This is a genomic window from Hyalangium gracile (genome assembly GCF_020103725.1).
Lineage (GTDB): Bacteria > Myxococcota > Myxococcia > Myxococcales > Myxococcaceae > Hyalangium > Hyalangium gracile.
The window spans coordinates 25,460-49,972 of sequence record NZ_JAHXBG010000038.1 but is presented as its reverse complement, the minus strand read 5'-3'; the positions used below and the strand labels follow the sequence as shown (position 1 = coordinate 49,972).

Here is a 24,513-nt window from a genome sequence, read left to right as displayed (position 1 = left end):
CTTATATGGAACGAGAGGGCCGCGAGCCTCGCGCTCCGCGGCCCTCTTCCTTTTCAGGGCACCAGCCGCAGCAGCCGCTCCACCTGGAGGCGCACGTCGGCCAGCAGCGACGGGTCCTGCACCGCGATGAAGATGGTGTCGTCTCCGGCCACGGTGCCCGCCAGGCCCGGGATGTCCGGCGCTCGATCGATCATCACCGCCACCACCTGCGCGTAGCCCGGCGCCGTCTTCAGCACCAGCATGTTGGGAGGCGCCTCGAGCACCGTCACCGCCTGCGAGGGCTCCGCCGCCCCCGGCTCCACGCGCTGGTAGCGCCCGCTCACCTTCTGGATCGACAGCCGCTTGAGGTGTCGGGAGAGCGTCGACTGGCTCGGAGCGAAGCCCTCGGCGGTCAGCAGCCGCTGCAGCACCGCCTGATCGGTGATCTCGTTCGCCTCCAGCAGCCGGAGGATGGCCTCGTCCAACGCCTGATCCGCGCCCATCCCGGCACGATGCACTTTGCATGCATATGCATGCAAGAACCGTTTAGGGCATCGAACAAAGCCGCCAAAAAACCGCAAGAAATTTAAGGATTGCGCTGCGCGTCGTTCTGCATATTATGCGCATCTCCTACGGGGCAACGCATATTTATGCATGAATATGCAGCCAGCCCGGAGGCCTCTCGAGATCCAGCGAGGAACCCACCGCTATGAGGCACTTCACCCGCATTCAGGACCTTGGCCCCGGAGGCGTGGAGACGATCCTCGCGCAGGCGGCCGCCTGGAAGCGTCAGTCCCCCGGCCCCGTCTTCCAGAACCGGCTGCTCGGCATGGTCTTCTTCAACCCGTCGCTGCGCACGCGCACCTCGTTCGAGGCGGTGATGCTGCGCTCGGGCGGGCACGCCATCGTGCTGGACGTGGGCAACGGCGTGTGGAAGCTCGAGGACCGCATCGGGGCGGTGATGAACGGGGACCGGGCCGAGCACATCAAGGAAGCGGCGCCGGTGCTGTCGCGCTTCGTGGACATGCTCGGGGTGCGCGCCTTCTCGGGCGGCGGCGGGGACGAGGAGGATGAGCTCGACTCGGTCATCAACGCCTTCCGCAAGCACGCCACCGTCCCGCTGGTGAGCATGGAGTCCGCGCGCGAGCACCCCTGCCAGGGCCTGGCGGACATGCTCACGCTGCGGGAGAACTTCGGCTCGACGAAGAAGGTGCCGGTGACGCTCACGTGGGCGCCCCACATCAAGCCGCTGCCCAAGGCGGTGCCCAACTCGTTCCTGCTCAGCGCCGCGGCCGCGGGCTGCGAGGTGCGGGTGGCCCACCCGCCGGGGTTCGAGCTGCACCCGCAGGTGCGCGCCGAGGCCGAGGCGTACGCGAAGGCCACCGGCGGCAGCGTCACCTACACCCACGATCAGGCCGAGGCGCTCAAGGGCAGCCGCGCCGTCTACGCCAAGGCGTGGGGGCCCGCGACCCGCGCCGGGCATGCGCCGGGGGATGTGGCCGCGCTGCTGGCCTCGTACTCGGGGTGGATGCCCACTCGGAGCGCCATGGCGCGGGCCGCCAAGGACTCCATCTTCCTGCACTGCCTGCCGGTGCGCCGCAACGTCGAGGTGGCTGACGACGTGTTGGATCACGCCTCCAGTCGTGTCATCGATACGGCTGAGAACCGGTTCCACGTCCAGCGCTCCATCCTCCACTGGCTCCTGGCCACCTGACCCCTTTCGAGGCTCCCCTTGCCCTTCTCTCCCGATCCCTACGCCGCGCTCCGCTCCGCCGCGCGCTACGTCCGGCAGTTCCGCCGGAAGACCTTCGTCCTGCTGGTGGATGGCCCGGTGCTGGGGGATCCCCGGCTGCGCCGCGCCGCCTGCGAGCAGATCGCCCTGCTGTGGACCTTCTCCATCCAGCCCGTGGTGGTGCACGGCGCCGGCCCGGAGCTGGACACGCCCTTCGACGCCATGTCCGCCAAGGTCCGCATGGACCTGCTGGCCGACCTGCAGGCGGCGGGAGTGCCTTGCGTGGGCCTGAGCGGCGTGGACGCGGGCCTGCTGCGCGCCCGGCGGCGCCCCGGCGAGGGCATGGTGGAGAGCGCCTGGGATGGGAACCGGCCGGGGAACTACGGCCCCGTGGGCGACATCGAGTCGGTGGACACGCGCCTGCTCCAGCACCTGCGCACCGGGGACTACGTGCCCGTGGTGGCGCCGCTGGCGGGTGATCCGTCGGGCGGCGTCTACAGCGCCAGCGCGGACACGGTGGCCGCGTCGGTCGCCGTGGCGCTGGGCGCCGAGAAGCTCTTCTTCCTGCTGCCGACGCCAGGCCTGCTGCGGCGCCCGGACGAGCCTACCTCGCTCATTCCCCAGGCCACGCTCACGGACCTGGCGGCGCTGGAGCAGGAGGGCCAGATGTCCGCGGCGCTGCTGTCCAAGGTCCACGCCATCCGCTCCGCCCTGGTGGGCGGCGTGGCCAGCGTGCACCTGGTGAGCGGCGTGCTGCCGAACGCGCTGTTGGAGGAGGTCTTCACCAACGAGGGCAGCGGCACGATGGTAGTGCGAGAAGCCGCGCGCAATCCCGGGGCCCGGACGTGACGCCGGCCGCCCTGCTCGAGGCCCTGGTGGCCACCCCGAGCGTCTCCGGACAGGAGGGACGCATCGCCGATCAGGTGGCTTCCTGGGTCGAGGGCTGGGGCGGGCGCGTCCAGCGCCAGGGCCACAACCTGTGGTTCACCGTGGGCAGCGGCCCCCGGCGGCTGCTCGTCAACTCGCACCTGGACACGGTGCCCCCGTGCGCCGGGTGGACGCTGGAGCCCCAGGTGCCGGTGTGGCGCGAGGGCCGGCTGTACGGGCTGGGCAGCAATGACGCCAAGGGCTGCGTGGCGTCCATGCTGCTGGCGGCCCGCGAGCTGCTGCAGAACCCCCAGGCCCTGGAGGGCCGGGGTGAGGTCGTCTTCGCCTTCACCGCCGAGGAGGAGACGGGCGGCGCGGGGCTGGGCACGGTGTTGCCGGCGCTCGGGCCGCTGGACGCGGCCGTGGTGGGTGAGCCCACCGGGCTGAAGCCCTGCACCGCCCAGCGCGGGATGCTCCTGCTGCGCTGCGTGGCGCATGGCCGCTCCGCGCACGTGGCGCACGCGCAGGCAGCCGAGGCGCAGAACGCCATCCACCTGGCGGCCCAGGACATCTCCACCCTGGCCGAGCTGCGCTTCCCCGCGCACCCGCTGCTGGGCGAGGCACGCGCCCAGGTGACGCAGATCCAGGGCGGCCTGGCCCGTAACCAGGTGCCGGACCGCTGCGAGTTCTTCGTGGACATCCGCACCACGCCGGGCATGGAGCACGCGGCGGTGGCCACCCACCTGGCCGGCGTGCTGCGCAGCGAGGTGATCGTCCACTCCGCGCGCTACCTGCCGAAGTCCACGGCTCCGGGCGAGCCCATCGTCCGGGCGGCGGTGGCGGCCGGTGGGGGCGTGGGGCCGGTGGGCTCGAGCACGGCGTCCGACTGGGCCTTCCTGGGGCAGGTGCCCGCGGTGAAGGTGGGCCCCGGCGACACGCTGCGCTCGCACAAGCCGGACGAGTACCTGGCCCTCGTGGAGCTGGAGGCGGGCGTGGCCTTCTACCAGCGGCTCATCCGCGGCTACTTCGAGGAGGTGGCCCGTGGCTGACACCCTCTGGTCGAAGGGCCTTCCGCTGGACGCGGCCATCCACCGCTTCACCGTCGGGGATGATCCCCAGGTGGACCTGGCGCTGGCGCCGCACGACGCGCTCGGCAGCGCGGCCCATGCGCGGATGCTGGCGCGCGTGGGGCTGCTGCCCGAGAAGGATATGCGGGCGCTGGTGCCCGCCCTGCGCGCGCTCCATGACGAGGCGCGGGCGGGCGCGTTCACCATCCGTCCGGAGCAGGAGGACGGGCACACCGCGCTGGAGGCGGCGCTCGTGGAGCGGGTGGGCGAGGCCGGCCGCCGCATCCACCTGGGCCGCTCCCGCAACGACCAGGTGCAGCTGGCCCTGCGGCTCATGCTGCGCGAGCAGGTGCTGGTGCTCGGCGCCCACGCGGCGGAGCTGGCCGGGGCCTTCCTGGACTTCGCCCAGGCGCACGCCAGCGTGCCGATGCCCGGCTACACCCACATGCGTCGGGCCATGCCGAGCACCTTCGGCATGTGGGGCGCCGCCTTCGCCGAGGGCCTGCTGGAGGAGCTGGAGGCGCTGCGCGGCCTGTGGGCCCGGCTGGACCGAAGCCCCCTGGGAGCGGCGGCGGGCTTCGGCGTGCCGCTGCCCATCGATCGCGAGTACGTGGCAAGCCTGCTCGGCTTCTCGCGCGTGCAGCGCAGCCCCATCGACGTGCAGAACAGCCGCGGCCGGCACGAGATGGCGGCGCTCTCGTGGGCGTGCTCGGTGGCGGGTGGCCTGGAGAAGTGGCTGTGGGACGTGTCCCTCTTCAGCACCGAGGAGTTCGGCTTCCTCTCGCTGCCGGACGCGTTCACCACCGGCTCGTCCATCATGCCGCAGAAGAAGAACCCGGACGTGGTGGAGCTGGCGCGTGCCCGCTGCCGCGAGCTGCGCGGGATTGCGCGACAGGTGGAGGAGGTGGCCGGGGGCCTGCCCTCCAGCTACCACCGGGACTTCCAGCTCCTCAAGCGCCCCACCCTCTCCGGGCTGGGCTCGCTGCGGGAGCTGCTGGACGTGCTCACGCGGCTGGTCCCCGTGATCCAGATCCGCGCCGAGGCCGCCGCCCGGGCCTGCGACGACACGCTGTACGCCGCCCACCACGCCTACGTGCTCGTCGGGCGCGGCCTGCCCTTCCGCGACGCCTACCGCGAGGTGGCGCGCGAGCTCTCCGACGGCACCTTCCGTCCGGACCGGGCCGCGCTGACGGCCACCCACCTGGGCGGCGCCGGCAACCTCGCGCTGGAGCAGCTCCGCGCCGAGCTGGGCAGCGTCCGAGCCTGGCTCACCGAGACCCACCGCGCCCTGGCCACCTGCGCCGAGCGCGTCTGGCAGCCGTAGACGCAGTCGCCGTGAATGCAGCAGCCGTGAATGCAGTTGTAGTGGACGCAGCAGCGGTACTGAGGAGACCTCGAAGACAATGAGCAAGAAACCCGTGGTGCTGGCCTTCTCCGGCGGCTTGGACACCTCTTTCTGCGTGGTCTATCTGCGCGAGCAGGGGCACGCTGTCACCACCGTCACCGTGGACACCGGCGGCTTCACCGCCGAGGCGCTGGCGAAGATGCCGGAGCACGCGGCTCGCCTGGGCGCGGTGGCCCACCACACGGTGGACGCTCGCGCGCTGCTCTTCGAGGACTACCTGCGCCACCTGCTCGCCGGCAACGTGCTGCGCGGCCAGGCCTACCCGCTGAGTGTCTCCGCCGAGCGCGTCTGCCAGGCCACCGAGGTGGTGCGCATGGCCCGCGAGGTGGGCGCCAAGGCCCTGGCCCACGGCTCCACCGGCGCGGGCAACGATCAGGTCCGCTTCGACGTGGCCTTCCGCGCGCTGGCGCCGGACATGGACCTCATCACCCCCATCCGCGAGCTGAGCCTCAGCCGCGCCCAGGAGATGTCCTTCCTGGCCGAGCGCGGCATCCACCTCCCCGCGAAGACGGGCGCCTACTCCATCAACGAGGGCATGTGGGGCACCTCCGTCGGCGGCAAGGAGACGCACGACTCGTGGAGCAACCTGCCGGAGGCCGCCTACCCGGCCGGCGTCATCCCCTCGGACCTCAAGCCGCGCACGCTGGTGCTGAGCTTCGAGAAGGGCCGCCCGGTGGCGATTGACGGCCAGGCGATGGCGCCCGTGGAGCTGATCGCCCAGCTCAACACGCTGGGCCAGCCCTACGGCGTGGGGCGCGGCGTGCACCTGGGTGACACCATCCTGGGCATCAAGGGCCGCGTGGGCTTCGACGCCCCGGCGGCGGTGATGCTCATCACCGCGCACCGCGAGCTGGAGAAGCTGGTGCTCTCCGGCAAGCAGCTCTTCTGGAAGGAGACGCTGGGCAACCTCTACGGCACGCTGCTCCACGAGGGGCACTTCTTCGATCCGCTGGCCCGGGACGTCGAGGCGTACCTGCAGTCCTCGCAGGCCCGCGTGACGGGCGAGGTGCGCGTGACGCTGCAGCCGCGCGCCATGATTGTCGAGGGCGTGCGCTCCCCGCACTCGCTGATGGACGCCAAGGTGGCGAGCTACGGCGAGGCCAACCATCTCTGGACGGGTGCCGAGGCCGCCGGCTTCGCCAAGGTGTACGGCGTGGCCCAGACCCTGGCCCTCAAGGTGAAGCCATGAAGGTCCACGTCGACAAGGTAGGCAGTGTCACCCGCAACCTGCGGCTCGGCCGCACCGTGCACCTCACCGAGGAGATCCAGGCGGTGGAGGGCGCGGTGATCGCCGCCCGCATCCACGGGGAGAAGTCCGTCTACAACCAGCTCGAGGACGTGCACGGCCGGCTGGTGACGCTGCACGGCGGAGACATCGTCGTGGGGGCGCTCGGCCACCGCAACGCCCTGCACGGGTACGAGGGCGTGGTGCCAGACAAGGTGGCCCCCGGCCAGCGGCTGCACATGCTCAACATGGGCGGGGTGATCGGCCAGTGCACCTCGCACAACCCGGGCGTAGGCACTCCCTTCGAGGCGGAGGTGCTCGGGCAGGTGCTGATGTTCCCCGAGTTCCAGTCGCGCGCCGGTCAGCCGGCCCACGTCCGCGCCGGAGCGCTCAAGGGCTCGCAGCAGCCGGTGTCCGTGCCGGTGGTGTACGTGGTGGGCACCTGCATGAACGCGGGGAAGACCTACGCGGCCTGCGCCATGGTGCGCCGGCTGGCCCAGGCCGGCTTCCGCGTGGGCGGCGCCAAGCTCACCGGCGTGTCGCTGATGCGCGACACGCTGAGCATGAGGGACTCGGGCGCGGAGGTGGTGATGGACTTCACCGACGCGGGCACCGTGTGCACCAGCCCGAAGACGGCCGCCCAGGTGTCCCGCATCATCCTCTCCGAGCTGGCCGCCGCCGAGGTGGACGTCATCGTCGCCGAGACGGGTGACGGCATCATGGGCGAGTACGGCGTGCAGTCCATCCTCGAGGATCCGGAGCTGCGCGGGATGGGCGGCGCGTGGGTGCTGTGCGCCAATGATCCCGTGGGCGCCTCGGGCGGCGTGCGCCACCTGAAGGAGACGTACGGCATCCAGGTGGACGTGGTGGCCGGGCCCGCCACGGACAACCGCGTGGGCATCCGCTTCGTGGAGCGCGAGGTGGGGCTGCCCGCGCACAACGCCCGAGCCGACGCCGCCGGCCTGGGCGGTCTCATCCTGGAGAAGGTCGCGCCGCGTATCGCGGGGAGGAAGAGCGCATGACACGGGTTCACGCCTACATCCTGGGAGCCTCGGGCTTCGGTGGTGGAGAGCTGCTGCGGCTGCTGTCCGGTCACCCGGCGGTGGCCGCGGTGCGCGCGGTGTCCAAGCCGCACGCGGACATGCCCTTCCACGCGCTGCATCCGCACCTGCGCGGGCTGGTGGAGGGCAAGTTCGACTCGGAGCCGGACTGGCGCTGGCTCACGGACTCGCCGCAGCCGGTGGTCTTCTCCGTGATGGATGACGAGGAGCTGGCGAAGCAGCTCCCCGCGCTGGAGAAGAAGTGGGCCGAGCTGGGGCTGTCCGAGCGGCTGGTGCTGATGGACCTGTCCTCGGACTTCCGGCTGGACCACCCGGGCCGCTACGCCGCCACGCATGGCCGTCCCCACCTGGCGCCCGACCTGCTCGAGCGCTTCGTGTACGGACTGCCCGAGTGGCGCCGGGACAAGCTCAAGGGCGCGAAGCGCATCGCGAACCCAGGCTGCTTCGCCACCGCGGTGCAGCTCGCGCTGCTGCCGGTGGCGTCCACCCCGGGGCTGGGGCTGATCGCGGCCACGGCGGTGACGGGCTCGTCCGGCTCGGGCGTGCTGCCGGGCGAGGGCACCCACCACCCCACCCGCGCGCATGACTTCCGCGTCTACAAGCCCCTGGAGCACCCGCAGGAGGCGGAGATGGACGTGATGCTCGTGGCGCACAAGGCCTCGCGCCACCGGCTGACGTTCATCCCCCACTCGGCGCCCCTGGTGCGCGGCATCTTCGCCACCGTGCAGTTCGAGTGGCCGGAGAACGCGGGCGGCGTGAGCACCGCCTCCCTCACCGAGCTCTACCGCCGCTACTACGCCACCTCTCCCATGGTGCGCGTGGTGGAGGGCACGCCTCGGCTGGCCTCGGTGGTGGGCAGCAACTTCTGCGACATCTCCGTCGCCACGCGCGGCCGCACGGTGGCCGTCATGGTGGCGCTGGACAACCTGGTCAAGGGCATGGCCGGCCAGGCGGTGCAGAACCTCAACGTGGCGCTCGGCCTCCCCGAGGACACGGCGCTGCGTCAGGCTGCCTGCTTCCCCTGCTGAGCCCAGGGCCCGGACATCGCACGGAGGTCGCTCGCAGGAGCGCGAGCGGCCTCAGTGCCCACGACCCATGGCATCCCGTCCGCCGAGGGACAGCTGCGCCTCGAGCTCCCGCAGCTCGTTGAAGAGCTGGGCGAGCTCTCGCTCCAGCGGCTCCCGCTCCGCGCGGGCCGCCGTGAGCTCCCCGCGCCGGGCCAGCAGCTCGATGCGGCCACACACCGCGAAGGCGGACCGCGCCGCGAGATCGCCCAGGGAGCCCTTCAGCTTGTGCGCCGCGGCCACCAGCTCCTTCGAGTCCTCCCCGGAGAGGGCCGCCAGCACCGCATCCCGCATCTCCGGCCCGTACCGGAGGAACACGCTCACGATCCGAGCCAGGAGCACCGACTCTCCGCCGACCAGCTCCTCCAGCGCCGCCCGATCCAGGCTGCGGGGCGCCTCGGGAGCCGGAGGGCCACTGTCCGCCTGGCGCTGGCCGAGGACACGGTCGATCGCCTCCGCGAGCTGGCGTCCGCGAACCGGCTTGGCCAGGTACTCGTCCATGCCCGCCTCGAGCCCCTTCTCGCGGTCTCCCACGACGGACTGCGCCGTCAGGCCCACGATGGGCGTCCGCGGCGCACCGGTCCATCCCTCCTCCTCGCGGATCCGTCGCGTCACCTGGAGCCCGTCCAGCTCCGGCATCTGGATGTCCATCAGGATGAGGTCGAAGCGCGTGCTCCGGGTGCGCGCCAGGGCCGCCTCTCCCCGGTCCACGGTCTCCACCACGTGGCCCTCCAGCTCGAGGAGCCCTCGGGTCACCAGCTGGTTCACCACGTTGTCCTCGACCACCAGGATGCGCAGCCCCCGCTGGGCTCGCCCCCGGTGGCGTGGAGGCTCCGGCGCCGCGGCGCTGCTCGCGCTCTCGTCGATCCCCAGCCGCGCCGTGAAGAGGAAGCAGCTGCCCCTCCCGGGGCTGCTCTCCACCGAGATCGTCCCTCCCATCATCTGCACGAGCTGCTGGCAGATCGCCAGCCCCAGGCCCGTACCGCCATAGAACTGCGCCGTCTCGGCGTCCGCCTGGGCGAAGGCCTCGAAGATGTGCCGCTGCTTCACGGGGTCGATGCCGATGCCGGTGTCACTCACGGCGAGGGCGAGCTGGCAGAAGCCGGCGGAGCGCTCCTGGACGCGCGTCTCCACGCGGACCTCTCCCTGGTGGGTGAACTTCACCGCGTTGCCCACCAGGTTGATGAGCACCTGCGAGAGCCGGAGGGGATCTCCCCTCACCGCGTCCGGGAGATCCTCCGGCAGCTCCACCGTGAAGCGCAGGCCCTTGTCGCGAGCCCTGGCCGCGAGTCCCCGGAGGGGACGCTCGAGACACTCCCGCAGCGAGAAGCGTGACTCCGCGAGGTGGAGCTGACCCGCCTCGATCTTCGAGAAGTCGAGCACGTCACTGACGAGCTGGAGCAGCAGCTCGGCGGAGGACTGGGCCGTCTCGAGGTGCTCGCGCTGGCTCGCCGTGAGGGGCGAGCGCAAGGCCAGCTCGATCATGCCGATGACGCCGTTGATGGGCGTGCGGATCTCATGGCTCATGCGCGCCAGGAACTGGCTCTTGGCCACCGTCGCGGCCTCGGCGGCCTTCTTCGACTCTCGCAGCTCCTGCTCCGTGCGGTACCTGTCAATGAACTGCCCGATGCAGGCGCCGATCTCCTCGAGCGCCGCCAGCAGGCGCGCGTCGCGGACTCGAGGCTGCGCGGCATACAGCTCGCAGAGGCCCGCGCTCCCATGAACGCCAGGCAGGGGGAAGGCGCAGGCGCCCCGGAACCCCGCCTTCACGGCGGAGCGGGAGCGGCTGGAGCTCAAGAGTCGGTTCAGATCCTCCGCCCAGTCGGCCGCGCCGGTGCGCAGGGCGCTCCCCGCGGGGTCCACCTCCAGCCCCGGGGGGGTGCCGCGAAGGTAGGCCTCGAAGGCGGAGGCGCCCGGCGTCCCGGCCAGGGGACCTTTCACCAACGAGAAGGAGCGCGGCTCCTCCTCGCGCAGCCAGATGACGGCCATGTCCCATGCGCCCAGCTCGCACACGCTGGCGAGGATGCTGGAGGCCGCATCCTCGATGCGGGCCGCCTGTGCCAGCGCGCGCGTCACGGAGTACCGGGTGGCGAGGCGGGCGTTCGCCGAGCGGAGCTCCGCGCGCTGGGCGGTCAGCTTCTCCGCCAGGCGGTTCGCGTCCGCCAGCGACATCGTCTGTGACTGCATGAGGTGGAGCAGGTCCACCACCGGATCATGCAGCGCGAAGTCCCCCACCCCGAGCCCCAGCTTGCGCATGGAGGCGGGCTCCGTCAGCCACGGTGAGCAGAGGAACACGATGCAATCTCCAGCCTCGGACAAGAGGAGCTGACCGCGTATCGGCACCTGCTCGCACAGCGTCTCCATGACCACCAGGCGCGAGGAGACGGAGCGGAGGAGCTCGAAGCTGAGCGTCGGCGCATCGCCTCGGAGCCGGAGGTGCTCCCCGAGCCGCGAGCCTGCCCGCAGCCCGGGACAGAGTTTGTGCAGGGAGGGGCCGGTCTGCACCACGACGAGCCGTTCGTCGAAGGCCACGTGAAACGGGAAGGCCTGGGCGAACTGCTCCGGGGCGAGCCCGAGGTGGAGCCCCGGGCTCACGGCTGCGTCCTTCTCCACCGCAGGTGGTAGACGTCATGGTCCGCCCCCGCGCTCCGCGCCTCGATGTGCTCTATGTAGACCTCCGTGTCGAACAGCTTGCCGAGCCCCCGGAGCAGCCCCACCATGAACGGGGCCAGCCCCTGCCGCTTCGAGCGATAGTGGAAGTCCATCGACTCCGCCGTGACGTTCGTGCACGAGAACGAGGGCGGGGTCAGGTGGGGGAACATGAGGTTGATGCGGGCGTGGAGGCTCGGGAGGTTCTGGAGGAACTCGCTCAAGGAGGAGCCCCCCGCGGTCAGCAGCTCGCCATACCCATCCCGCGCGGTCTTCAGCACCCAGTGCTCACCGAAGGCCTCGAGGATGCGCTCCGGCGGGAGCCCGAGCACCTGGCTGGCCGCGCCCACCAGCCGGTAGGTGATGGCGTCGTCATAGCCCTGGTTGCCGATGAAGACGTCCGTGTCGACCCCGGCCTCGCACTTGATGCGCTCCCAGGTCTCCTCCCCCTGACTGCCACACACCATCTCCTCGATTGCGCGATTCACCAGTCCGTACATGTGTCACCTCGGGCGCGTCAGTGAGGGATCCAGCGGTAGAGGAAGCGGTAGCGCACCAGCAGCCAGAGCACGGCCAGGCACCCCAGGTGCCCCAGCGTGTTGAGGAGCAACGCGCCCCCCGAGGCGGCGTAGCCGAAGGGGATGAGGTTCGAGACGATGAACACCACCGGGACGTGCAGCGCGAAGACGTAGAGCGAGGCCTGGCCCAGGGGGATGAAGAAGCCTCCGAGCGCGGCCCGCAGCGGCCCCCAGGCGCGGGTGAGCAGCTCGCCGCCCAGCACCAGGAGCACCGCGACGTTGAGGATGCGCAGCAGGCCCAGCTCGCTCTTCGAGAAGAACTGCCAGTAGAGGCGATAGAAGCTGCCCCGGGGAATGAGGGACAGACGCGCGTACTCGGGGACCAGGGGATTGGGGTTGTTCTGGGCGAAGAAGAAGAAGGCCGCGCCGAGCAGCACCGCCGCGCCCAGCACGGGCGTGCGGTAGCGCGCGTAGAGGGCCAGAAGCTTCTGCCGGTGATAGCCCGCCGCCAGCCCATGGCAGAAGAGCAGCTGCCAGGTGAGCAGCGGGAAGGCGTGCTCGAACAGCGCTCCCGTGGGCTTGGAGGGCACCACCCACCGGGAGCAGTAGCCCACCCACGAGAGCACCAGCAGCCAGCGCGTCCTGCCCGCGGACAGCAGGTAGAGGGCCGCGGGGGCCACGAGGAAGAGGGCGGCGTAGAGGCCGAGGATCTGCACCTGGTACGGTCCCATGCGCAGCAGGAGCCACCGGCCGACCCACTGCTGCAGGCTCGCACCCGTCCCCGGGTAGAGGGGGTAGACGGTGCCGGAGCCCCGGTCCACGAAGGTGGTGAGGGCGCTGGAGTCCCAGTAGGGCATGCTCGCCACCAGCGCCCCCAGCAAGGCGACGCCCAGCAGGACGCCGTAGAGCTGGGCCGCGCGCTCCCACAGCTTCCAGCAGGCGCCTCCCAGCCCCTCTCGTGCCACGCGCCGGCGGGACACCTCGCCGAGCACGAAGCCCGAGAGGACGACGAAGAACTCGGCGGAGCTCACCCCACCCACCCTCTCCCAGGCGACGAAGTTGAACAGGGAGAAGAACTCCACGTGCACGATGACGACGCTGACCATCGCCACGCCACGCAGGAAGTCCACCCGCGAATCCCTCTCGCCGGGCTCTGCGACGTAGGCCCAGCTCGCGCGTGGAGGGGGCGCCTCCGTCGCGGGCATGATGGGCTCAACCACTCGAAGGCTCATCGCAGTGCCCTCGCCGCCGGCAGCAGGGGGCCCCGGGCCCGGTACCAGAGTGCCTCGAGCACCAGGGCGTTGGTGTTGGCGGTGATGGCGGTGTTCACCTTCCCGTCCGCCTCGTAGCGCCCGGAGTACCAGCCCTTCTGCGGATCGTTCAGCGCCGCCACCCCCTGGAGCAGGCGCCCGGAGTAGTCACCGGCGAAGATGTAGGCCCAGCCGAACGCCGCCTTCAGCGAGAGGCTGCGGTGCGCGGAGGCGTCGCTGCCATCCGGAGCGAAGGCCGCCCACTCGCGCCTGCCGTTGAGGACGCTGTTGTAGACGAAGTACGGAGGCCGATCGATGTTGTCCTCGGACACCGCGGTGAGGATGCCCGTGTCCTCGAAGCGCCCCGCCTGCGCGTGGAAGACGGCGCGCGCCAGGGGCAGCGTGGTGGAGTTGAGGCCGAACTCGAGCGCCTCCAGCACGTAGGGCTCCGAGAGCACGGCGTTCTGCGTGCCCGCATGATCCTCCGGCAGCCGCGCGTCGTAGGCGACGCGCTGCCCCGCCACCTCCATCACGTCCACGCCCACCTCGTAGCGCAGGGCCCGGCTCACATCCAACCCGAGCAGGAAGAGCGACTTGGCGCCGTACTGCTCGTAGCCGAAGCGCCCCTCCTGGACGAGCACGAGCCCCCCGTCCTCCCTGGAGCGGTGGCTGCCCATCATCTGCCCGTCCCGCGCCATGTCTTCCAGCCCCCAGGCCTGGAGGACGGCGCGCACCGCGGGCGTGTAGCGAGGGTGGCGCCAGGTGATCAGCGTGGCGGGCACCGCGAAGCGCGCCACGTCCAGCGCGGACCAGCCCACGCCATTCCGGGACTCGGAGTTGTCGTAGTCCACCATGGCGAGCGTGGCGGTGTGGTAGGCCTTGTTGGGGAGCCGGCCGTCCACGAGCGGCAGCGCGGCGAGCGAGGCCAGCAGCGCGTTCATGCGCGACTCGAACTCCGGCCCGCCGATGAGCTTCAGGTCCTCGGCGGCCAGCAGCGCCATCATGTACGAGCCCAGGTCCCAGAGCGTGGTGGAGGGGTACGCATCCACCGAGTTCACCAGGCCCGTCTTCGGCTGGTAGTTGCGCTCGAAGTAGGTCCAGGCAATCCGCGCCCACGCGCGCTCCTGCTCGGAGAGCGGCACCCCCGTCGGATGCAGCGGCGCGGCCTCGGGCCGATCCTCGAGCAGCCGCGCGTAGTCCACCACTCCCGGCCGGACGGTGGGCATGCGGTAGCGCAGGAAGAAGATGACTCCCAGCGCCGCCATCAGCCCGATGAGAAAAGCCGCGTGCGAGCGCGCGGCGATGAACCCTCTCGAGTGTCGCATCTCAGTTCCCCTTCTCCTTGCGCAGCGCCGCGAACACGATCGCGGACAGCGCCAGGACGTTGTTGAGCCCCCAGAAGGCGTTGGCCAGGTAGGCGTCCAGGCCCTCCGTGCGGAGGACGAAGACGCGCACGCCCATCACCACCAGGCCCAGCAGCGTCAGCGCGATGAGCGCGACGTGGGGCCAGACGAGCGACAGGAAGGTGCCCGCCTGCCGCGTCTTCGGCGTGACGTGGAACTTGATGGGCCTGCCCCTCATCACGTCCGCGATGGCCTTGATGTTGAGCCAGAAGAACGACAGGTAGTACTGCTCGCCGCGCCAGGCGGGCACGCCCCAGGTGCCCACGGCGAAGGCCACCTTGTTCAGCACCACGAAGGGCACCAGGTGCATGTAGAAGTCCGTGTCGTAGGCCTCCACGGGGCTCAGGCCGGTGAAGAGGTAGAGGATGGGCCAGAGCAGGAAGACCACCGTCCACAGCGGCGCGAGGTACGAGTAGATGGTCGTCCCGTACATCAGCTTCTGCCAGATGCTGAGCCCCGCGCGGCGCAGCGGGTTGTCGTTCCAGAAGATGTCCAGCGTGCCCCCCGCGTACTTGAAGCGCTGGATGGTCCACGCCAGCAGGTCCTGCGGGGAGAGCATCCGGGTGAGCACGCGCGGGTGGTAGACGGACTTCCACCGCCGCTGGCAGTCCGAGTGCAGCACGATGCTCGTGTAGATGTCCTCCGACACGTGGAACTTGTAGGGGGTGAGCTCGAACTCGCGCGCGGCCTCGCCGGACATGACCTCGGAGAGATCGGCGCGCAGCCGCGTGTCCTTTACCTCCTGGGTGATCTGCTCCACCGCGCTGGCCACCTGCTCGCCGTAGGCCCGGAGCGCCGCCTCCATCACCGCGTCACGGCGGTGCACGCTGCCCGCGCCGCAGCAGAACGAGGCGTTGCACCAGTTCCGGCGCCGCTGGATGACGTCGTAGAAGAGCGCCGGATCATTGCCGAACAGGTCCGCGCCCACGCGCACCGGGCCGATGAGCGCCTCGACGCCGCGGCCCAGCGCGCGGCCCACCCGGCCGAGCCGCAGGGAGCGCGAGAGCAAGTCGGGCAGCGGCGTTCCCTCGTCCAGATCATAGAACCACTGCGGGGTCTGCACCCACGCCACCCGCGGATCGCGGAAGTAGCCGAGCGTCTCCTCGAGCAGTTCCGGGAAGGGGCGCGTGTCCGCGTCGCAGATGACCACCAGGTCGCCCTGGGTCTGCTCGAGCGCGTTGCGGATGTTGCCCGCCTTGAAGCCGACGTTGTCCCCGCGGGTGATGTAGCCCACCCCCTCCTGCTCGGCCACGGCCCGCATGGCGGGGCGCCGCCCATCGTCCAGCGCGTGGACGCGCAAGTCGATGGGGTGCGGGTAGCGCAGCTTCCGGGCGTCCCGCAGGGACAGCCGGACCAGCTCCGGATCCTCGCTGTACGTGGCGACGAAGACGTCGACGATGAGCGGGCGATCCTGCTTGGGCTTCCTCTCCAGGATGTCCGCGACCGTCGCCGGCGGCGGGCTCCGCGGCGTGTCCTCCGTGCGCCAGAGGTTGAGCATGAAGAGGCAGGTGCCGACGAAGGCCAGGGTCTCGGCCAGCAGCAGGGGCACGGAGAACCACCACGCCTCCCAGTTCACCGAGCTGGTCCAGCGCCAGTCCAGGTACCACAGCCCGAAGACCACGGAGGCCGTCGCGAGCGACTGGAAGAGCGCCTCGCGCGCCGCGCTGTGGGGCATGGGCTCGGGAGGCTGGCGTTCCTCGATGGAGCCGGAGCGGACCTCCTCCCGGGGAGGAGCGCTGTCCGACTCGAGCGATGGTTGTCGAACGGTGGCGATGGTCATGGCGTGAAGTACCCAGGGGCGTAGTGGTTGTCGGAGAGGGCGGCACCCGATGCTTCGATGAGGGTGAGGCGAAGGGACTCGGTGGGCGCTGGCGGCGGCAGCTCCTCGGGGAGCTCCAGGACTCCGTTGGCGGGCACGTCCACGCGCAGCTCGCGCGTCCGCGTGTCGTCCTCCCCGAAGCGCACCCGCAGCGAGAGGCCCGGCAGCGCGGACTGGCGGTCGTTCACGAGGCTCAGCCGCAGCGGCCCGTCCTTGCGCGGCCGGGAGGCCACCGCCAGCACCGGCTGGTAGGCCCGCGCCAGCGCGGCGTACCCCTGCTTCGGCTGGCGGAGATGGTCCAGCATCCCCCAGTTCATGGAGGGCCAGTGCTCGACGAACATGAACTGGAAGAGCGCCGTCACCGGCTGCCACTTCTGCCGGCGCAGCTGCTCCGCGGCGAACTGCAGCAGCCGCGCCTGGTAGCGCTGGGAGTTCTCGATGAGCTCGTCCACCGAGCCGCCCGTCGGCACCCGGGCCAGGTCGCGCAGCTCGCGCAGCTGGAAGTTGTGGTGCGTCCAGAGCTCGAGGTTGCTGCCCTCCAGGGGCCACAGCTGCTCGGGGCGCAGGAAGGTCTCCAGCGTGGCCCGCGCGGGCACCGCCTGGGCTCCGAACTCGGTGAGCACCGGGTGGGCGGCGGGCCGGGAGAACTCGCGGTAGCTGCCGAAGTACCAGCCCGCCCAGGCGTGCTCGGCTGGCGGGGAGTTCACCTGGTGGGGCCGGGTCGTGTCGGCGCTCAGCGCCTCCGCCAGGGCCCGGGCCAGCTCGCGGTTCTGGTCCGGGTTGTAGCGCGCCCCGTACTTGTAGACCATCCACTCCGAGGACCAGGGCGCCTCGTTGTGTCCCGTCCAGAAGACGATGGACGGGTGGTGCCCGAACGCCGAGAGCATCTCCCCCACCTGGCGGCGGGCCTCCTGGGCGAAGGCGGGGCTGTCGTCGTAGCCCCACTGCAGCGGGAAGTCCTGCCACACCAGCATTCCGCGCGCGTCCGCCTCGTCGTAGAAGGCGGGCGACGAGAGGTGCGCGTGCACCCGCACCGCGTTGATGTGGGCCGCTTCCATCAACGCCAGGTCTCTCGCCGCCATCCCCCGGTCCAGCTCCGCGAGGTAGAGGCTGCCGATGTAGTTGGTGCCGCGCACGAAGAGGGGGACGCCATTGACGATCAGGCGCCGGCCCGCGTCCTGGCGCACCGTGCGGATCCCGACGCGGCGGGCGAGCCGATCCTCTCCGGCCTGGCCTCGCACGCGTACCTCGAGGTCATGGAGCGCCGGCTCTCCCAGCTCGCGCGGCCACCACAGGCGGGGACGGGCAAGCCACACCTCACGCTCGAAGCGCCGCTGCTGGCCCACCCTGCCGAGCTCCACGCGCGCCACCACGGTGCCCCCGGGCTCCCGGAGCACGAAGTCCAGGAGCGCCTCGGGCTCGAGCACCTCGTCGAGCTGGATCTCCACGCGCAGGCGGGCCCTGCGTGCGCTGGCCCCGAGCGTGCGCACCCGCGCGTCGCCAATCCACGCGGCCCGGACGGGCACGAGCCGCACCGCCCCCCAGATACCGCCCGTATTCGCCTCCTGGCCTCGCGGCGACCACGCCCCTCCGGGGCGCGTGTCGTGGTGCGAAAGCACGCCCTTGATGAGGGTCTTGAACTGACTGAAGTCCTCCGGAGACTCGAGGGGGCTGTCCACCCGCACCGCCAGCAGGTGACGGGAGCCGGCCCGGCCTGGTGGCAGCTTCAGCGAGAAGGGTGCGAAGTACCCGCGGTGCCCACCCACCTTCTGGCCATCCCAGAAGACCTGCCCCTCATAATCCACGCCGCCGAACTCGAGCCGGAAGTGCCCGTCCGTGGGCAGGCGCACCTCGCGGGAGAACCACACCACGCCGCCCCGATCGATGCCGTGCCGGTACCAGTTGGAGGGCACCGGCATCTCCCTGCCCTCGGGAAGGGAGCGAGGCGCCTGCGTGAGCTCCTGCTCACTGGCGATCCAGCGGCCCTCCAGGGACAGGGCTCCGGCGCGGCCCACGGAGGCAGCGGCGAGCAGGGCGGAGCACATGGCGGTGAGCGGAAGCAGGGACATGGGCGCGCGCCTTCAGGCCTCGATGGCTTCCCGGATGCTCGGGAAGGTGGAGAAGACCTTCACCAGCCGGGTGAGCTGCAGCAGCGCCCGGACGTTCGAGTGCACATGGACGAGCCGCAGGGAGCCTCCGGGCGGCAGGCCCTTGAGCACCGAGACGAGGCTCGCCAGGCCGGAGCTGTCCACGAAGGTGATGAAGATCATGTTGAGCACGACGCGCTTGCCGTCCGCGACGTGCTGCAGCACCTCCTTGCGGAACTCCACGGCCGCCAGGGCATCCAGGCGGTCCAGATGCGGGGTGATGATGAGTGTGTCCTCGAGCCACTCGGTCTTCAGGTCCATGGCATCTCCGGTTCAGGGAATGGGGCCAGGCCTTCGTGTGGAGGCTCCCAGCCAGCCCCTGTCCGCCTCTCGGCTCAGGGTTCTCCTCGAAGCTTGAGCAACGTCCGTGCCGTGCCACACCGAGCGGGTGCTGCTGGGGGGTGCGCGCGCTCGCCGCGCTGGGCTGTGGCGGATTCCCTCGCTCCACGCGTTCACCGCCGTGTCCCACCACAGGCCCCGCCAGGGCCCTCACTGCCCGCCGGGCACGCGGTCGAGCACGAGCAGCGTGGCGTCGTCTCGCTGCGAGTCGCCCACGCACTCCAGGATCCGCTGGACGAGGGCCGGCGGGGCCGGCGCGAGCCCCCTCATGCCCTGCAGCCCGAGCGCGGTGAGCCCCGGTGCCACGGAGTCCGCGCGTCCGAAGGGCTCCGTCAGCCCGTCGCTGAGCATCACCACGCAGTCCCCCGGATCGATCGTCAGGTGCGTGGGGATGACCGTGGGGTCCTCGAAGAGCCCTGGCGGCACCGCGCTCGCCGAGACGGTCTCACGGAGCGCTCCCCGCCGCAGGACGCACACCGGAGGCAGGCCCGCGTTGATGACGGTGACCTTGCCGCCCCGTATCTCGATGGCCGCCACGCACGCATAGCGCTCGGTGCCACGGTGGAACATGTGGAAGCTGAGCGCCATCATCGCCTCGTCGAGCGGCCGCGTCTCCACCAGCATGCGCAGCTCGCTGGAGACCTGCGCCGCGACCAGGGCCGCCGCCATGCCGTGCCCCGCCACGTCCACCAGGGACACCACCTTCGCCCCGCCCATGCCGGGCATCACGTCCACCATGTCCCCTCCCACCAGGGAGCAGGGCACCACCGCCCCGCTGATGTGCCAGCCCTCGAAGTCCACCGGCAGCCTGGGCAGCAGCGACTGCTGTACACGCCGGGCCTCCTGCAGATCCTGGAGGAGCGCGTTCGCGCTGCGCGCGGCGATGCGGCTCTCGTGGGCGCGGATGGCCGCCTCGACTCGCGCCAGCAGCAGGGGGCGCGCGACGGGCTTGATGAGATAGTCATCGGCCCCCGCGGCGAAAGCCTCCTCCATGGTGCTCTCGAGCGAGGAGGCGGTGACGAGGATGATGGGCACCTCGCGCAGACGTGGGTCCGCGCGCATGCGCCGCGCCACGGCCATGCCCGTGATGTCCGGCATCATGTAGTCCAGCAGGACCAGATCCGGAGGGTCGGCCTGGGCCATGGCCACCGCCTCGTAGCCGGAGGTGGCCACGCTCACGGCCATGCCCTCCCGCTCGAGCATGCCGGAGAAGAGGGCACAGGTGGTGGGCGCATCATCCACCACCAGCACGCGCCGTGGACGCCTGGCCGTCCGGGGCTGCGGGTGGGCGAGGTGCGGCTCCCTCCTCGGTCCTGACGCTTCCTCGGGGGAGTTGCCGCGAGGGACATCATCGCTCTCCAGGTCCATGACCTCTCCTGCTCGGGAAATTCCGATCGAGGGCACTCCATGCAAGATTCGGGACGCCGTGTGAGCGCTGGCCGGCATGCTCCTCGCAGAGCTTGTCGTGGAAGGATGAACTGGAGCCCTGAGATGCAGCCACCCACACAGCTCCACCTCGCCCTCACGAGCGAGCCCGACTCCGTGAGGAAGGCGGCGGAGGCATTGCGCGCGCTGCTCTCGGCGCTCGGGTGCGGCCCGGAGGCCATGGCCGAGATCGAGCTGTGCGCGGTGGAGGCCATGAACAACGTCATCGAGCACGCGTACGGCTCGCGCCCGGGGCAGCCCTTCGAGCTGAAGGCCTGGAAGGATGCGAGCGGGCTGGTGCTCGAGCTGCGCGATGAGGGCGCGTCACTTCCCGCCGGAGCGCTGAGCCGGCCTTCCCTGCCGGCTGTGGACCCGGAGGCTCGAGACACGCTGCCAGAGGGAGGCTGGGGGCTGTACATCCTGCGCGAGCTGATGGACGAGGTGGCCTACGAGGCGCTCCCCAGCGGCAACCGGATGCGGCTGGTGCGGCGCCGCTCGCTCACAAGCTCCAGGTGACGCTGGCGGTGAGCGCGCCTCCCTTCAGGGGATCGAACTCGAAGGCGGGGGTAGCTCCCCAGTGGGCGTACGTGAGGGAGAAGGTGCGGGGGCTCCAGGTCAGCGCATAGCCCGCGGAGTAGGACCAGGTGAGCGGCGTGCGCTCCAGCGGTGAGAAGCGCAGGGCCACCGAGGCAAAGCCGCCGGGAGCCGGCCTCACGACGAACACGGCAGAGGTGGACGGCGAGCCTGCGCGCGGGAGGGTGAGCTTGAAGCTTGTGGAGAGCACCCGCTCCAGCAGCGCGGGGAGCCTCGCCTGGTAGCCGATGTCGAAGGCCACGCCGCGGAGGAAGTCCCTGGGAGCGGTGGGATCCAGCGGTCCCCAGTTGTCGAGCTGCAGGGACCAGGTCCCCGGCTTTCCCCCGGAGTAGCCCACGCCCCAGGAGAGCGTCAGGCGCTGCACCTGACGGGAGGGTCGGAACTCGCGCAGCAGACCAAAGCCGGCGCCCACCCTCAAGGTGAGCCCACGCACGGGAGAGAAGAGGCCGATGGCGCTCAGCGACCCCTGCCCCTGCAGCCCCTGGGAGTAGGACACGCCGGTGGTCCAGCCATGGCCGCCTGGCGCCGCGACGAGGGGCACCGCGTCGACGGGCGTGCCCGGCGGAGGCAGCAGGAGGTTCGAGGTGAGGGGCTCCTCCTTGGCAAGCTCAGGAGCAGGTGGCGCGGAGGGCTCCGGGAGAGGCGCTGGCTTGGGGGACGCGGGGAGAGGAAGCAGCGGAGGCGGCACGAGGCAGTCGGCAGCCACCTCGGGTGCCGGCGGCGCGACACGCATCGGCCCCGAGGGCACTCCCGGCACGAAGTCGAAGAGGGAGGTTCCCTCGATGCCGTCCGCGCACAGCTGCTCGAGTGAGGCCGGGCCCTGGCCAGCGACCTGGGGGCCGTCACCGGAGGGCTCGGGAAGCAGCTTCCAGGCGCGCAGCCCGTCGCCTCCCAGCGGCAGGGGAAGAACGAGTCGCCGCCGTCGCGGCGAGCCCTCTCCCCGGACGACGTCGTAGGCCTCTCCCTCGTCGATGAGGGCGCAGGCGTTCCACGAGCTCACCAGCGCCGCCACCTCCGGCTCGAGCTCGGGGTGTCTGCGCACGCCCAGCGCCAGCGCCGCCAGGAGGATGTCCAGCACGCTCGCGTGCAGCGTCCGCTGTCCCTGGGAGGAGAGCTGCTCGTCCGGAAAGCCCAGGGCCAGGGTGTCCGCCGAGCGCAGGGCGAGCACCGCCTCGCGAGCCTCCTGCGCCTCTGGCGCGCAGGCCAGCTGCCGCGCCCGGGCGAGCAGCGGCAGGGACTGGGCCTCCGCGGCGGCACCGCCGAGCGACAGGAGGACCGTCACGACGATGAGAGCGCGGCGGCTCATGGGCAGACACTGAGCAGGAAACAGGCCAGTCCTCGCAGCCGGGCTCCGTCCCTCGAAGTGCCCGAAAGGCCGGCACGGCCCTGTCGTCCGCCTCGTGAGCCGCTGTGGCGAAACGCCACGTGTGTCGCAGTCCCATGCTTCCCGTGCGGACGTCGCTGCCCTCCCCCGGGCTCGGCAGCGCCTCCGGCCTTCGCCCTCGCCAGGCACCGACCCTGGCACACCGGATGCTGAACCTGCCTCCAGGCCTGGCCACGGGGCCACTGTGCCCGACACGACGAGCGGATGCATCCGCACGAAAAGGAGCAGTCCATGACAAGCGCCTCTCCCCCTCCAGCGACTCCCTCACACCGCATGGTCTGGCTCGATGCCAATCGCATCCTGGCCGCCGTAGGCATCGTCCTGATTCACAGCTCGACGAACTTCAGCGGAGCTCCCTTCAAGAGCCCCGACCCGCTGATGAACCTGGCCACCGCGTTCGTCCGCAGCGTCGCGGAGATCTCCAGCGCCGAGATCTTCCTGGTGTTCTCCCTGTTCCTGCTGGCCCACAAGCTGGAGAAGGGGGACACGGCCTACGGCTCCATCGTCCTGGGTCAGGCGAAGCGACTGCTGCTCCCCTTCTTGATCTGGACGCTGTTCTTCGCGTTCTTCCGTCTGTTGAAGGCCTCGGCCTTTGGCTACAGCGAGGCCATCTGGAACGAGCTCCAGGCAGCGCGCTCGTGGGTGGGCTACCTGCTCACGGGCTCGGCGCAGTACCACCTGCACTTCCTGCCCACCCTCTTCATCCTCATCCTGGCGTATCCCTGCATGCGGATGGCCCGGCGCTACCCCATCCTGGGCCTGCTGCTCATTCCCCTGCTGTACCTCATGGACTTCGTGCAGCGCTGGATGTGGGGCGCCATCACCGACCCGTTCATGCGAGTCATGGCCCTGCAGGGGGTGAAGGATCTCGGCTACCTCGGCTACGGCATGCAGGCGTTCAGCCTCTATGCCTGGTGGAAGCGGGGGGCGGACCGCGAGGAGTCCCGGGACCTCTTGCGGCTGCTGCTCCTGCTGGTGGGCCTGGCCTTCCTGACGACGCTGGTCTACGCCTTCTCCGTGGCGAAGGCGGGCAGCTGGGTCGACCGGAACGGCGGCGCGTTCTACGCCAACCGCCTGATGCCCGTCCTGGTGTTCGGCGCCTTCATGGCGGCCTCGCACCTCAACTGGTCGCCCCTCTTCAGCAGGCTGTCCCCGTACACCTTCGGTGTCTACCTGCTGCACCCCATCCTGATCGATCTCTTCGACATCGTGGCCTTCACCGAGCGCTGGGACCTCTCCCCGCTGGTGATGATCTTCTCGAAGTTCGCCCTCGTCGTCCCGGGCTCCTTCGCCCTGGCCTACGGGTTCGGGAAGCTCAAGCCGCTGGCCTTCCTGATCGGTCTCGAGCGGGCTGCCGAGCCGCGGCTGGCTCCGGCGCCAGCGCAGGGCCAGCAGACCCCGGCCGAGAGCCCCGCACCCTCGGCCTGAGGCTACCAGCCGAGCAGCTCGCGCAATCGGGCGGTGAGCGTCGTCGCCATCGCCCGATGCGTCACCCGGTTGGGGTGGTAGTCGCAGCCGTAGCCATCGACGGGCCGCTGTGTCGCGAACTCCAGGAAGAAGACGCGGGAGTCTCCCCGCTTCCGCAGGCGCTGGACGGAGGACTCCAGGTAGCGCCGCGCCTTCGTCCGGGCCTGCACGCCCACCGGCCAGCTGTCGCTCATGGTGGGGCCCAGGCAGACCACGAGGAGCGCCTCCGGGTAACGAGCTCGGATGCCGGAGAGGAACGCCTCATAGCCCGCCTCGAACGCCGCTCTCCCGGGATCGCCGCCCGCGAAGTCGTTGGCCCCCAGGTTCACCACGACGACATCCGGCTTCCACGACGTGAAGTCCCAGCGGGCCCCGTCGCGCGCAGGCAGGGTGCGATCCCAGAGCTGGGGCAGCACCGGTGCCCCCTCCGGCGCATCGTTGTTGCGAATCACTCCACGGCCGGACCAGGCGACCGTCACGGACTCGGCGTCGAGCGCCCGCGCGGTGAGCTCTCCGTAGGTCACGCTGTGGTTCTGGACGTCGGCGGAGAAGTGGCAGCTGCTGTCCGGGCCTTCGTTGCCATAGCCGGCGGTGACGGAGTCTCCGAAGAACTCGATGCGCCTGGCCGGCGCGGGGCTCGGAGGGAGCAGCCGCGCCCCCGGGGCCAGCTCGAGCCCCAGCAGCTGGGCCTCTCCCACGAATGCCTCGGTCTGCTTGTAGACCTCCAGCCGGTGGGGCCCCGGAGACAGGCCTGACTGCTCGAAGAGCACCTCGGAGCTGTCACTGGCCATGCGCTGCCGGGGCGGCTGATCGTCGAGCGTCACCTGGAAGCGGTTGGGCCAGATCTTCCCGTGCGGATCCGGAATCTTGGGCAGATCGCGCAGCCGGACCCGGACCGAGGTGCCGGTGAAGCGCAGCTCGAACCGAGTCCCGGACCAGGCGAAGCGAGGCCCCTCGGGGTCGGTGCGATCGACCCGTCCGGAGAACCGAAGCTCGCTCGCATAGGGAGACACCTGTACCGCCGGGCTCCCCGTCTCCCCCAGGTGGAGCACCAGACCGACCGTCAAGACCAGTGTGTTCATCCGAGTTCCGCTCCTGTCGAGGGGTCGCCTTCGAAG

At 70.8% G+C, this 24,513-nt stretch carries 20 protein-coding genes; 9 read left to right on the top strand and 11 right to left on the bottom strand.

All coding sequences use genetic code 11. From position 1 onward, the window contains the following. Positions 1-53: 53 nt before the first annotated feature. A complete protein-coding gene (locus KY572_RS43370) occupies positions 54-482 on the bottom strand; it encodes an arginine repressor (protein WP_224249662.1) in 429 nt (142 codons plus the stop codon). Between the two features lie 206 nt (positions 483-688). Between KY572_RS43370 and KY572_RS43365 the strand changes: the two genes are divergently transcribed. The 7 genes from KY572_RS43365 (at position 689) to argC (ending at position 8,364) form a co-directional block, all read left to right on the top strand. Further along, entirely contained in the window at positions 689-1,693 is a 1,005-nt protein-coding gene (locus tag KY572_RS43365) for an N-acetylornithine carbamoyltransferase (RefSeq protein ID WP_224249661.1), read from the top strand. A gap of 18 nt (positions 1,694-1,711) precedes the next feature. After that, entirely contained in the window at positions 1,712-2,560 is an 849-nt protein-coding gene (locus KY572_RS43360; protein WP_224249660.1) for an amino acid kinase family protein, read from the top strand. Then, on the top strand, positions 2,557-3,627 hold the full coding sequence (locus KY572_RS43355) for a M20/M25/M40 family metallo-hydrolase (RefSeq protein ID WP_224249659.1): 1,071 nt from the start codon (positions 2,557-2,559) through the stop codon (positions 3,625-3,627). Before KY572_RS43360 ends, KY572_RS43355 begins: the two co-directional genes overlap by 4 nt. Next, on the top strand, positions 3,620-4,969 hold the full coding sequence (argH, locus tag KY572_RS43350) for an argininosuccinate lyase (RefSeq protein ID WP_224249658.1): 1,350 nt from the start codon (positions 3,620-3,622) through the stop codon (positions 4,967-4,969). Before KY572_RS43355 ends, argH begins: the two co-directional genes overlap by 8 nt. Before the next feature lie 79 nt (positions 4,970-5,048). After that, entirely contained in the window at positions 5,049-6,239 is a 1,191-nt protein-coding gene (argG, locus tag KY572_RS43345) for an argininosuccinate synthase (RefSeq protein ID WP_224249657.1), read from the top strand. Then, the gene (locus tag KY572_RS43340) at positions 6,236-7,297 is read left to right on the top strand and encodes a P-loop NTPase family protein (RefSeq protein ID WP_224249656.1); all 1,062 of its coding nucleotides are present in this window, start codon (positions 6,236-6,238) and stop codon (positions 7,295-7,297) included. Before argG ends, KY572_RS43340 begins: the two co-directional genes overlap by 4 nt. Further along, on the top strand, positions 7,294-8,364 hold the full coding sequence (argC, locus tag KY572_RS43335) for an N-acetyl-gamma-glutamyl-phosphate reductase (RefSeq protein ID WP_224249655.1): 1,071 nt from the start codon (positions 7,294-7,296) through the stop codon (positions 8,362-8,364). The genes KY572_RS43340 and argC overlap by 4 nt, the downstream gene beginning before the upstream one ends. 51 nt (positions 8,365-8,415) lie before the next feature. Here the strand turns inward: argC and KY572_RS43330 are convergent, their stop codons facing one another. The 8 genes from KY572_RS43330 to KY572_RS43295 form a co-directional block, all read right to left on the bottom strand. Beyond that, positions 8,416-10,995 (bottom strand): hybrid sensor histidine kinase/response regulator, encoded by a 2,580-nt coding sequence (locus tag KY572_RS43330; protein WP_224249654.1) that lies wholly within the window; start codon positions 10,993-10,995, stop codon positions 8,416-8,418. Continuing rightward, complete coding sequence (locus KY572_RS43325; protein WP_224249653.1) at positions 10,992-11,549, bottom strand: heme NO-binding domain-containing protein; 558 nt, start codon at positions 11,547-11,549, stop codon at positions 10,992-10,994. The genes KY572_RS43330 and KY572_RS43325 overlap by 4 nt, the downstream gene beginning before the upstream one ends. 17 nt (positions 11,550-11,566) lie before the next feature. Further along, complete coding sequence (gene opgC, locus KY572_RS43320; protein WP_224249652.1) at positions 11,567-12,772, bottom strand: OpgC domain-containing protein; 1,206 nt, start codon at positions 12,770-12,772, stop codon at positions 11,567-11,569. 23 nt (positions 12,773-12,795) lie between these two features. Further along, a complete protein-coding gene (locus KY572_RS43315) occupies positions 12,796-14,142 on the bottom strand; it encodes a DUF3131 domain-containing protein (protein ID WP_224249651.1) in 1,347 nt (448 codons plus the stop codon). 1 nt (position 14,143) lies between these two features. Continuing rightward, a complete protein-coding gene (locus KY572_RS43310; protein WP_224249650.1) occupies positions 14,144-16,000 on the bottom strand; it encodes a glycosyltransferase family 2 protein in 1,857 nt (618 codons plus the stop codon). Next, complete coding sequence (locus KY572_RS43305) at positions 15,997-18,108, bottom strand: glycoside hydrolase family 2 protein (RefSeq protein WP_224249649.1); 2,112 nt, start codon at positions 18,106-18,108, stop codon at positions 15,997-15,999. Before KY572_RS43305 ends, KY572_RS43310 begins: the two co-directional genes overlap by 4 nt. A 12-nt stretch (positions 18,109-18,120) precedes the next feature. Then, positions 18,121-18,447: an STAS domain-containing protein gene (locus KY572_RS43300; RefSeq protein WP_224249648.1), complete on the bottom strand. Its 327-nt coding sequence runs from the start codon at positions 18,445-18,447 to the stop codon at positions 18,121-18,123. Positions 18,448-18,675: 228 nt separating this feature from the next. Beyond that, positions 18,676-19,893: a PP2C family protein-serine/threonine phosphatase gene (locus KY572_RS43295; protein ID WP_224249647.1), complete on the bottom strand. Its 1,218-nt coding sequence runs from the start codon at positions 19,891-19,893 to the stop codon at positions 18,676-18,678. A gap of 123 nt (positions 19,894-20,016) precedes the next feature. Between KY572_RS43295 and KY572_RS43290 the strand changes: the two genes are divergently transcribed. Next, positions 20,017-20,466 carry an ATP-binding protein gene (locus KY572_RS43290; protein WP_224249646.1) on the top strand — a complete coding sequence of 150 codons (450 nt, stop codon included), beginning with the start codon at positions 20,017-20,019 and terminating at the stop codon, positions 20,464-20,466. On the opposite strand, the gene KY572_RS43285 is transcribed toward KY572_RS43290, so the two are convergent. Next, positions 20,450-21,850: a hypothetical protein gene (locus KY572_RS43285; RefSeq protein WP_224249645.1), complete on the bottom strand. Its 1,401-nt coding sequence runs from the start codon at positions 21,848-21,850 to the stop codon at positions 20,450-20,452. The two genes, KY572_RS43290 and KY572_RS43285, sit on opposite strands and share 17 nt — an antisense overlap. A gap of 309 nt (positions 21,851-22,159) precedes the next feature. Here KY572_RS43285 and KY572_RS43280 point away from each other — a divergent pair, with 309 nt between their 5' ends. Continuing rightward, positions 22,160-23,356, top strand: coding sequence for an acyltransferase (locus tag KY572_RS43280; protein ID WP_224249644.1), 1,197 nt, complete (start codon positions 22,160-22,162; stop codon positions 23,354-23,356). A 2-nt stretch (positions 23,357-23,358) separates the two neighbouring features. Here KY572_RS43280 and KY572_RS43275 read toward each other — a convergent pair whose 3' ends face one another. Then, positions 23,359-24,477 (bottom strand): SGNH/GDSL hydrolase family protein, encoded by a 1,119-nt coding sequence (locus KY572_RS43275; protein WP_224249643.1) that lies wholly within the window; start codon positions 24,475-24,477, stop codon positions 23,359-23,361. Between the last annotated feature and the right edge of the window lie 36 nt (positions 24,478-24,513).

Excerpts from the sequence above, each read along its gene's own strand:
- KY572_RS43370 (WP_224249662.1), bottom strand. The coding sequence starts at position 482 with ATGGGCGCGGATCAGGCGTTGGACGAGGCCATCCTCCGGCTGCTGGAG.
- KY572_RS43365 (WP_224249661.1), top strand. The coding sequence starts at position 689 with ATGAGGCACTTCACCCGCATTCAGGACCTTGGCCCCGGAGGCGTGGAG.
- argG (WP_224249657.1), top strand. The coding sequence starts at position 5,049 with ATGAGCAAGAAACCCGTGGTGCTGGCCTTCTCCGGCGGCTTGGACACC.
- KY572_RS43340 (WP_224249656.1), top strand. The coding sequence starts at position 6,236 with ATGAAGGTCCACGTCGACAAGGTAGGCAGTGTCACCCGCAACCTGCGG.
- argC (WP_224249655.1), top strand. The coding sequence starts at position 7,294 with ATGACACGGGTTCACGCCTACATCCTGGGAGCCTCGGGCTTCGGTGGT.
- KY572_RS43325 (WP_224249653.1), bottom strand. The coding sequence starts at position 11,549 with ATGTACGGACTGGTGAATCGCGCAATCGAGGAGATGGTGTGTGGCAGT.
- opgC (WP_224249652.1), bottom strand. The coding sequence starts at position 12,772 with ATGCCCGCGACGGAGGCGCCCCCTCCACGCGCGAGCTGGGCCTACGTC.
- KY572_RS43315 (WP_224249651.1), bottom strand. The coding sequence starts at position 14,142 with ATGCGACACTCGAGAGGGTTCATCGCCGCGCGCTCGCACGCGGCTTTT.
- KY572_RS43310 (WP_224249650.1), bottom strand. The coding sequence starts at position 16,000 with ATGACCATCGCCACCGTTCGACAACCATCGCTCGAGTCGGACAGCGCT.
- KY572_RS43305 (WP_224249649.1), bottom strand. The coding sequence starts at position 18,108 with ATGTCCCTGCTTCCGCTCACCGCCATGTGCTCCGCCCTGCTCGCCGCT.
- KY572_RS43300 (WP_224249648.1), bottom strand. The coding sequence starts at position 18,447 with ATGGACCTGAAGACCGAGTGGCTCGAGGACACACTCATCATCACCCCG.
- KY572_RS43295 (WP_224249647.1), bottom strand. The coding sequence starts at position 19,893 with ATGGACCTGGAGAGCGATGATGTCCCTCGCGGCAACTCCCCCGAGGAA.
- KY572_RS43290 (WP_224249646.1), top strand. The coding sequence starts at position 20,017 with ATGCAGCCACCCACACAGCTCCACCTCGCCCTCACGAGCGAGCCCGAC.
- KY572_RS43285 (WP_224249645.1), bottom strand. The coding sequence starts at position 21,850 with ATGAGCCGCCGCGCTCTCATCGTCGTGACGGTCCTCCTGTCGCTCGGC.
- KY572_RS43280 (WP_224249644.1), top strand. The coding sequence starts at position 22,160 with ATGACAAGCGCCTCTCCCCCTCCAGCGACTCCCTCACACCGCATGGTC.
- KY572_RS43275 (WP_224249643.1), bottom strand. The coding sequence starts at position 24,477 with ATGAACACACTGGTCTTGACGGTCGGTCTGGTGCTCCACCTGGGGGAG.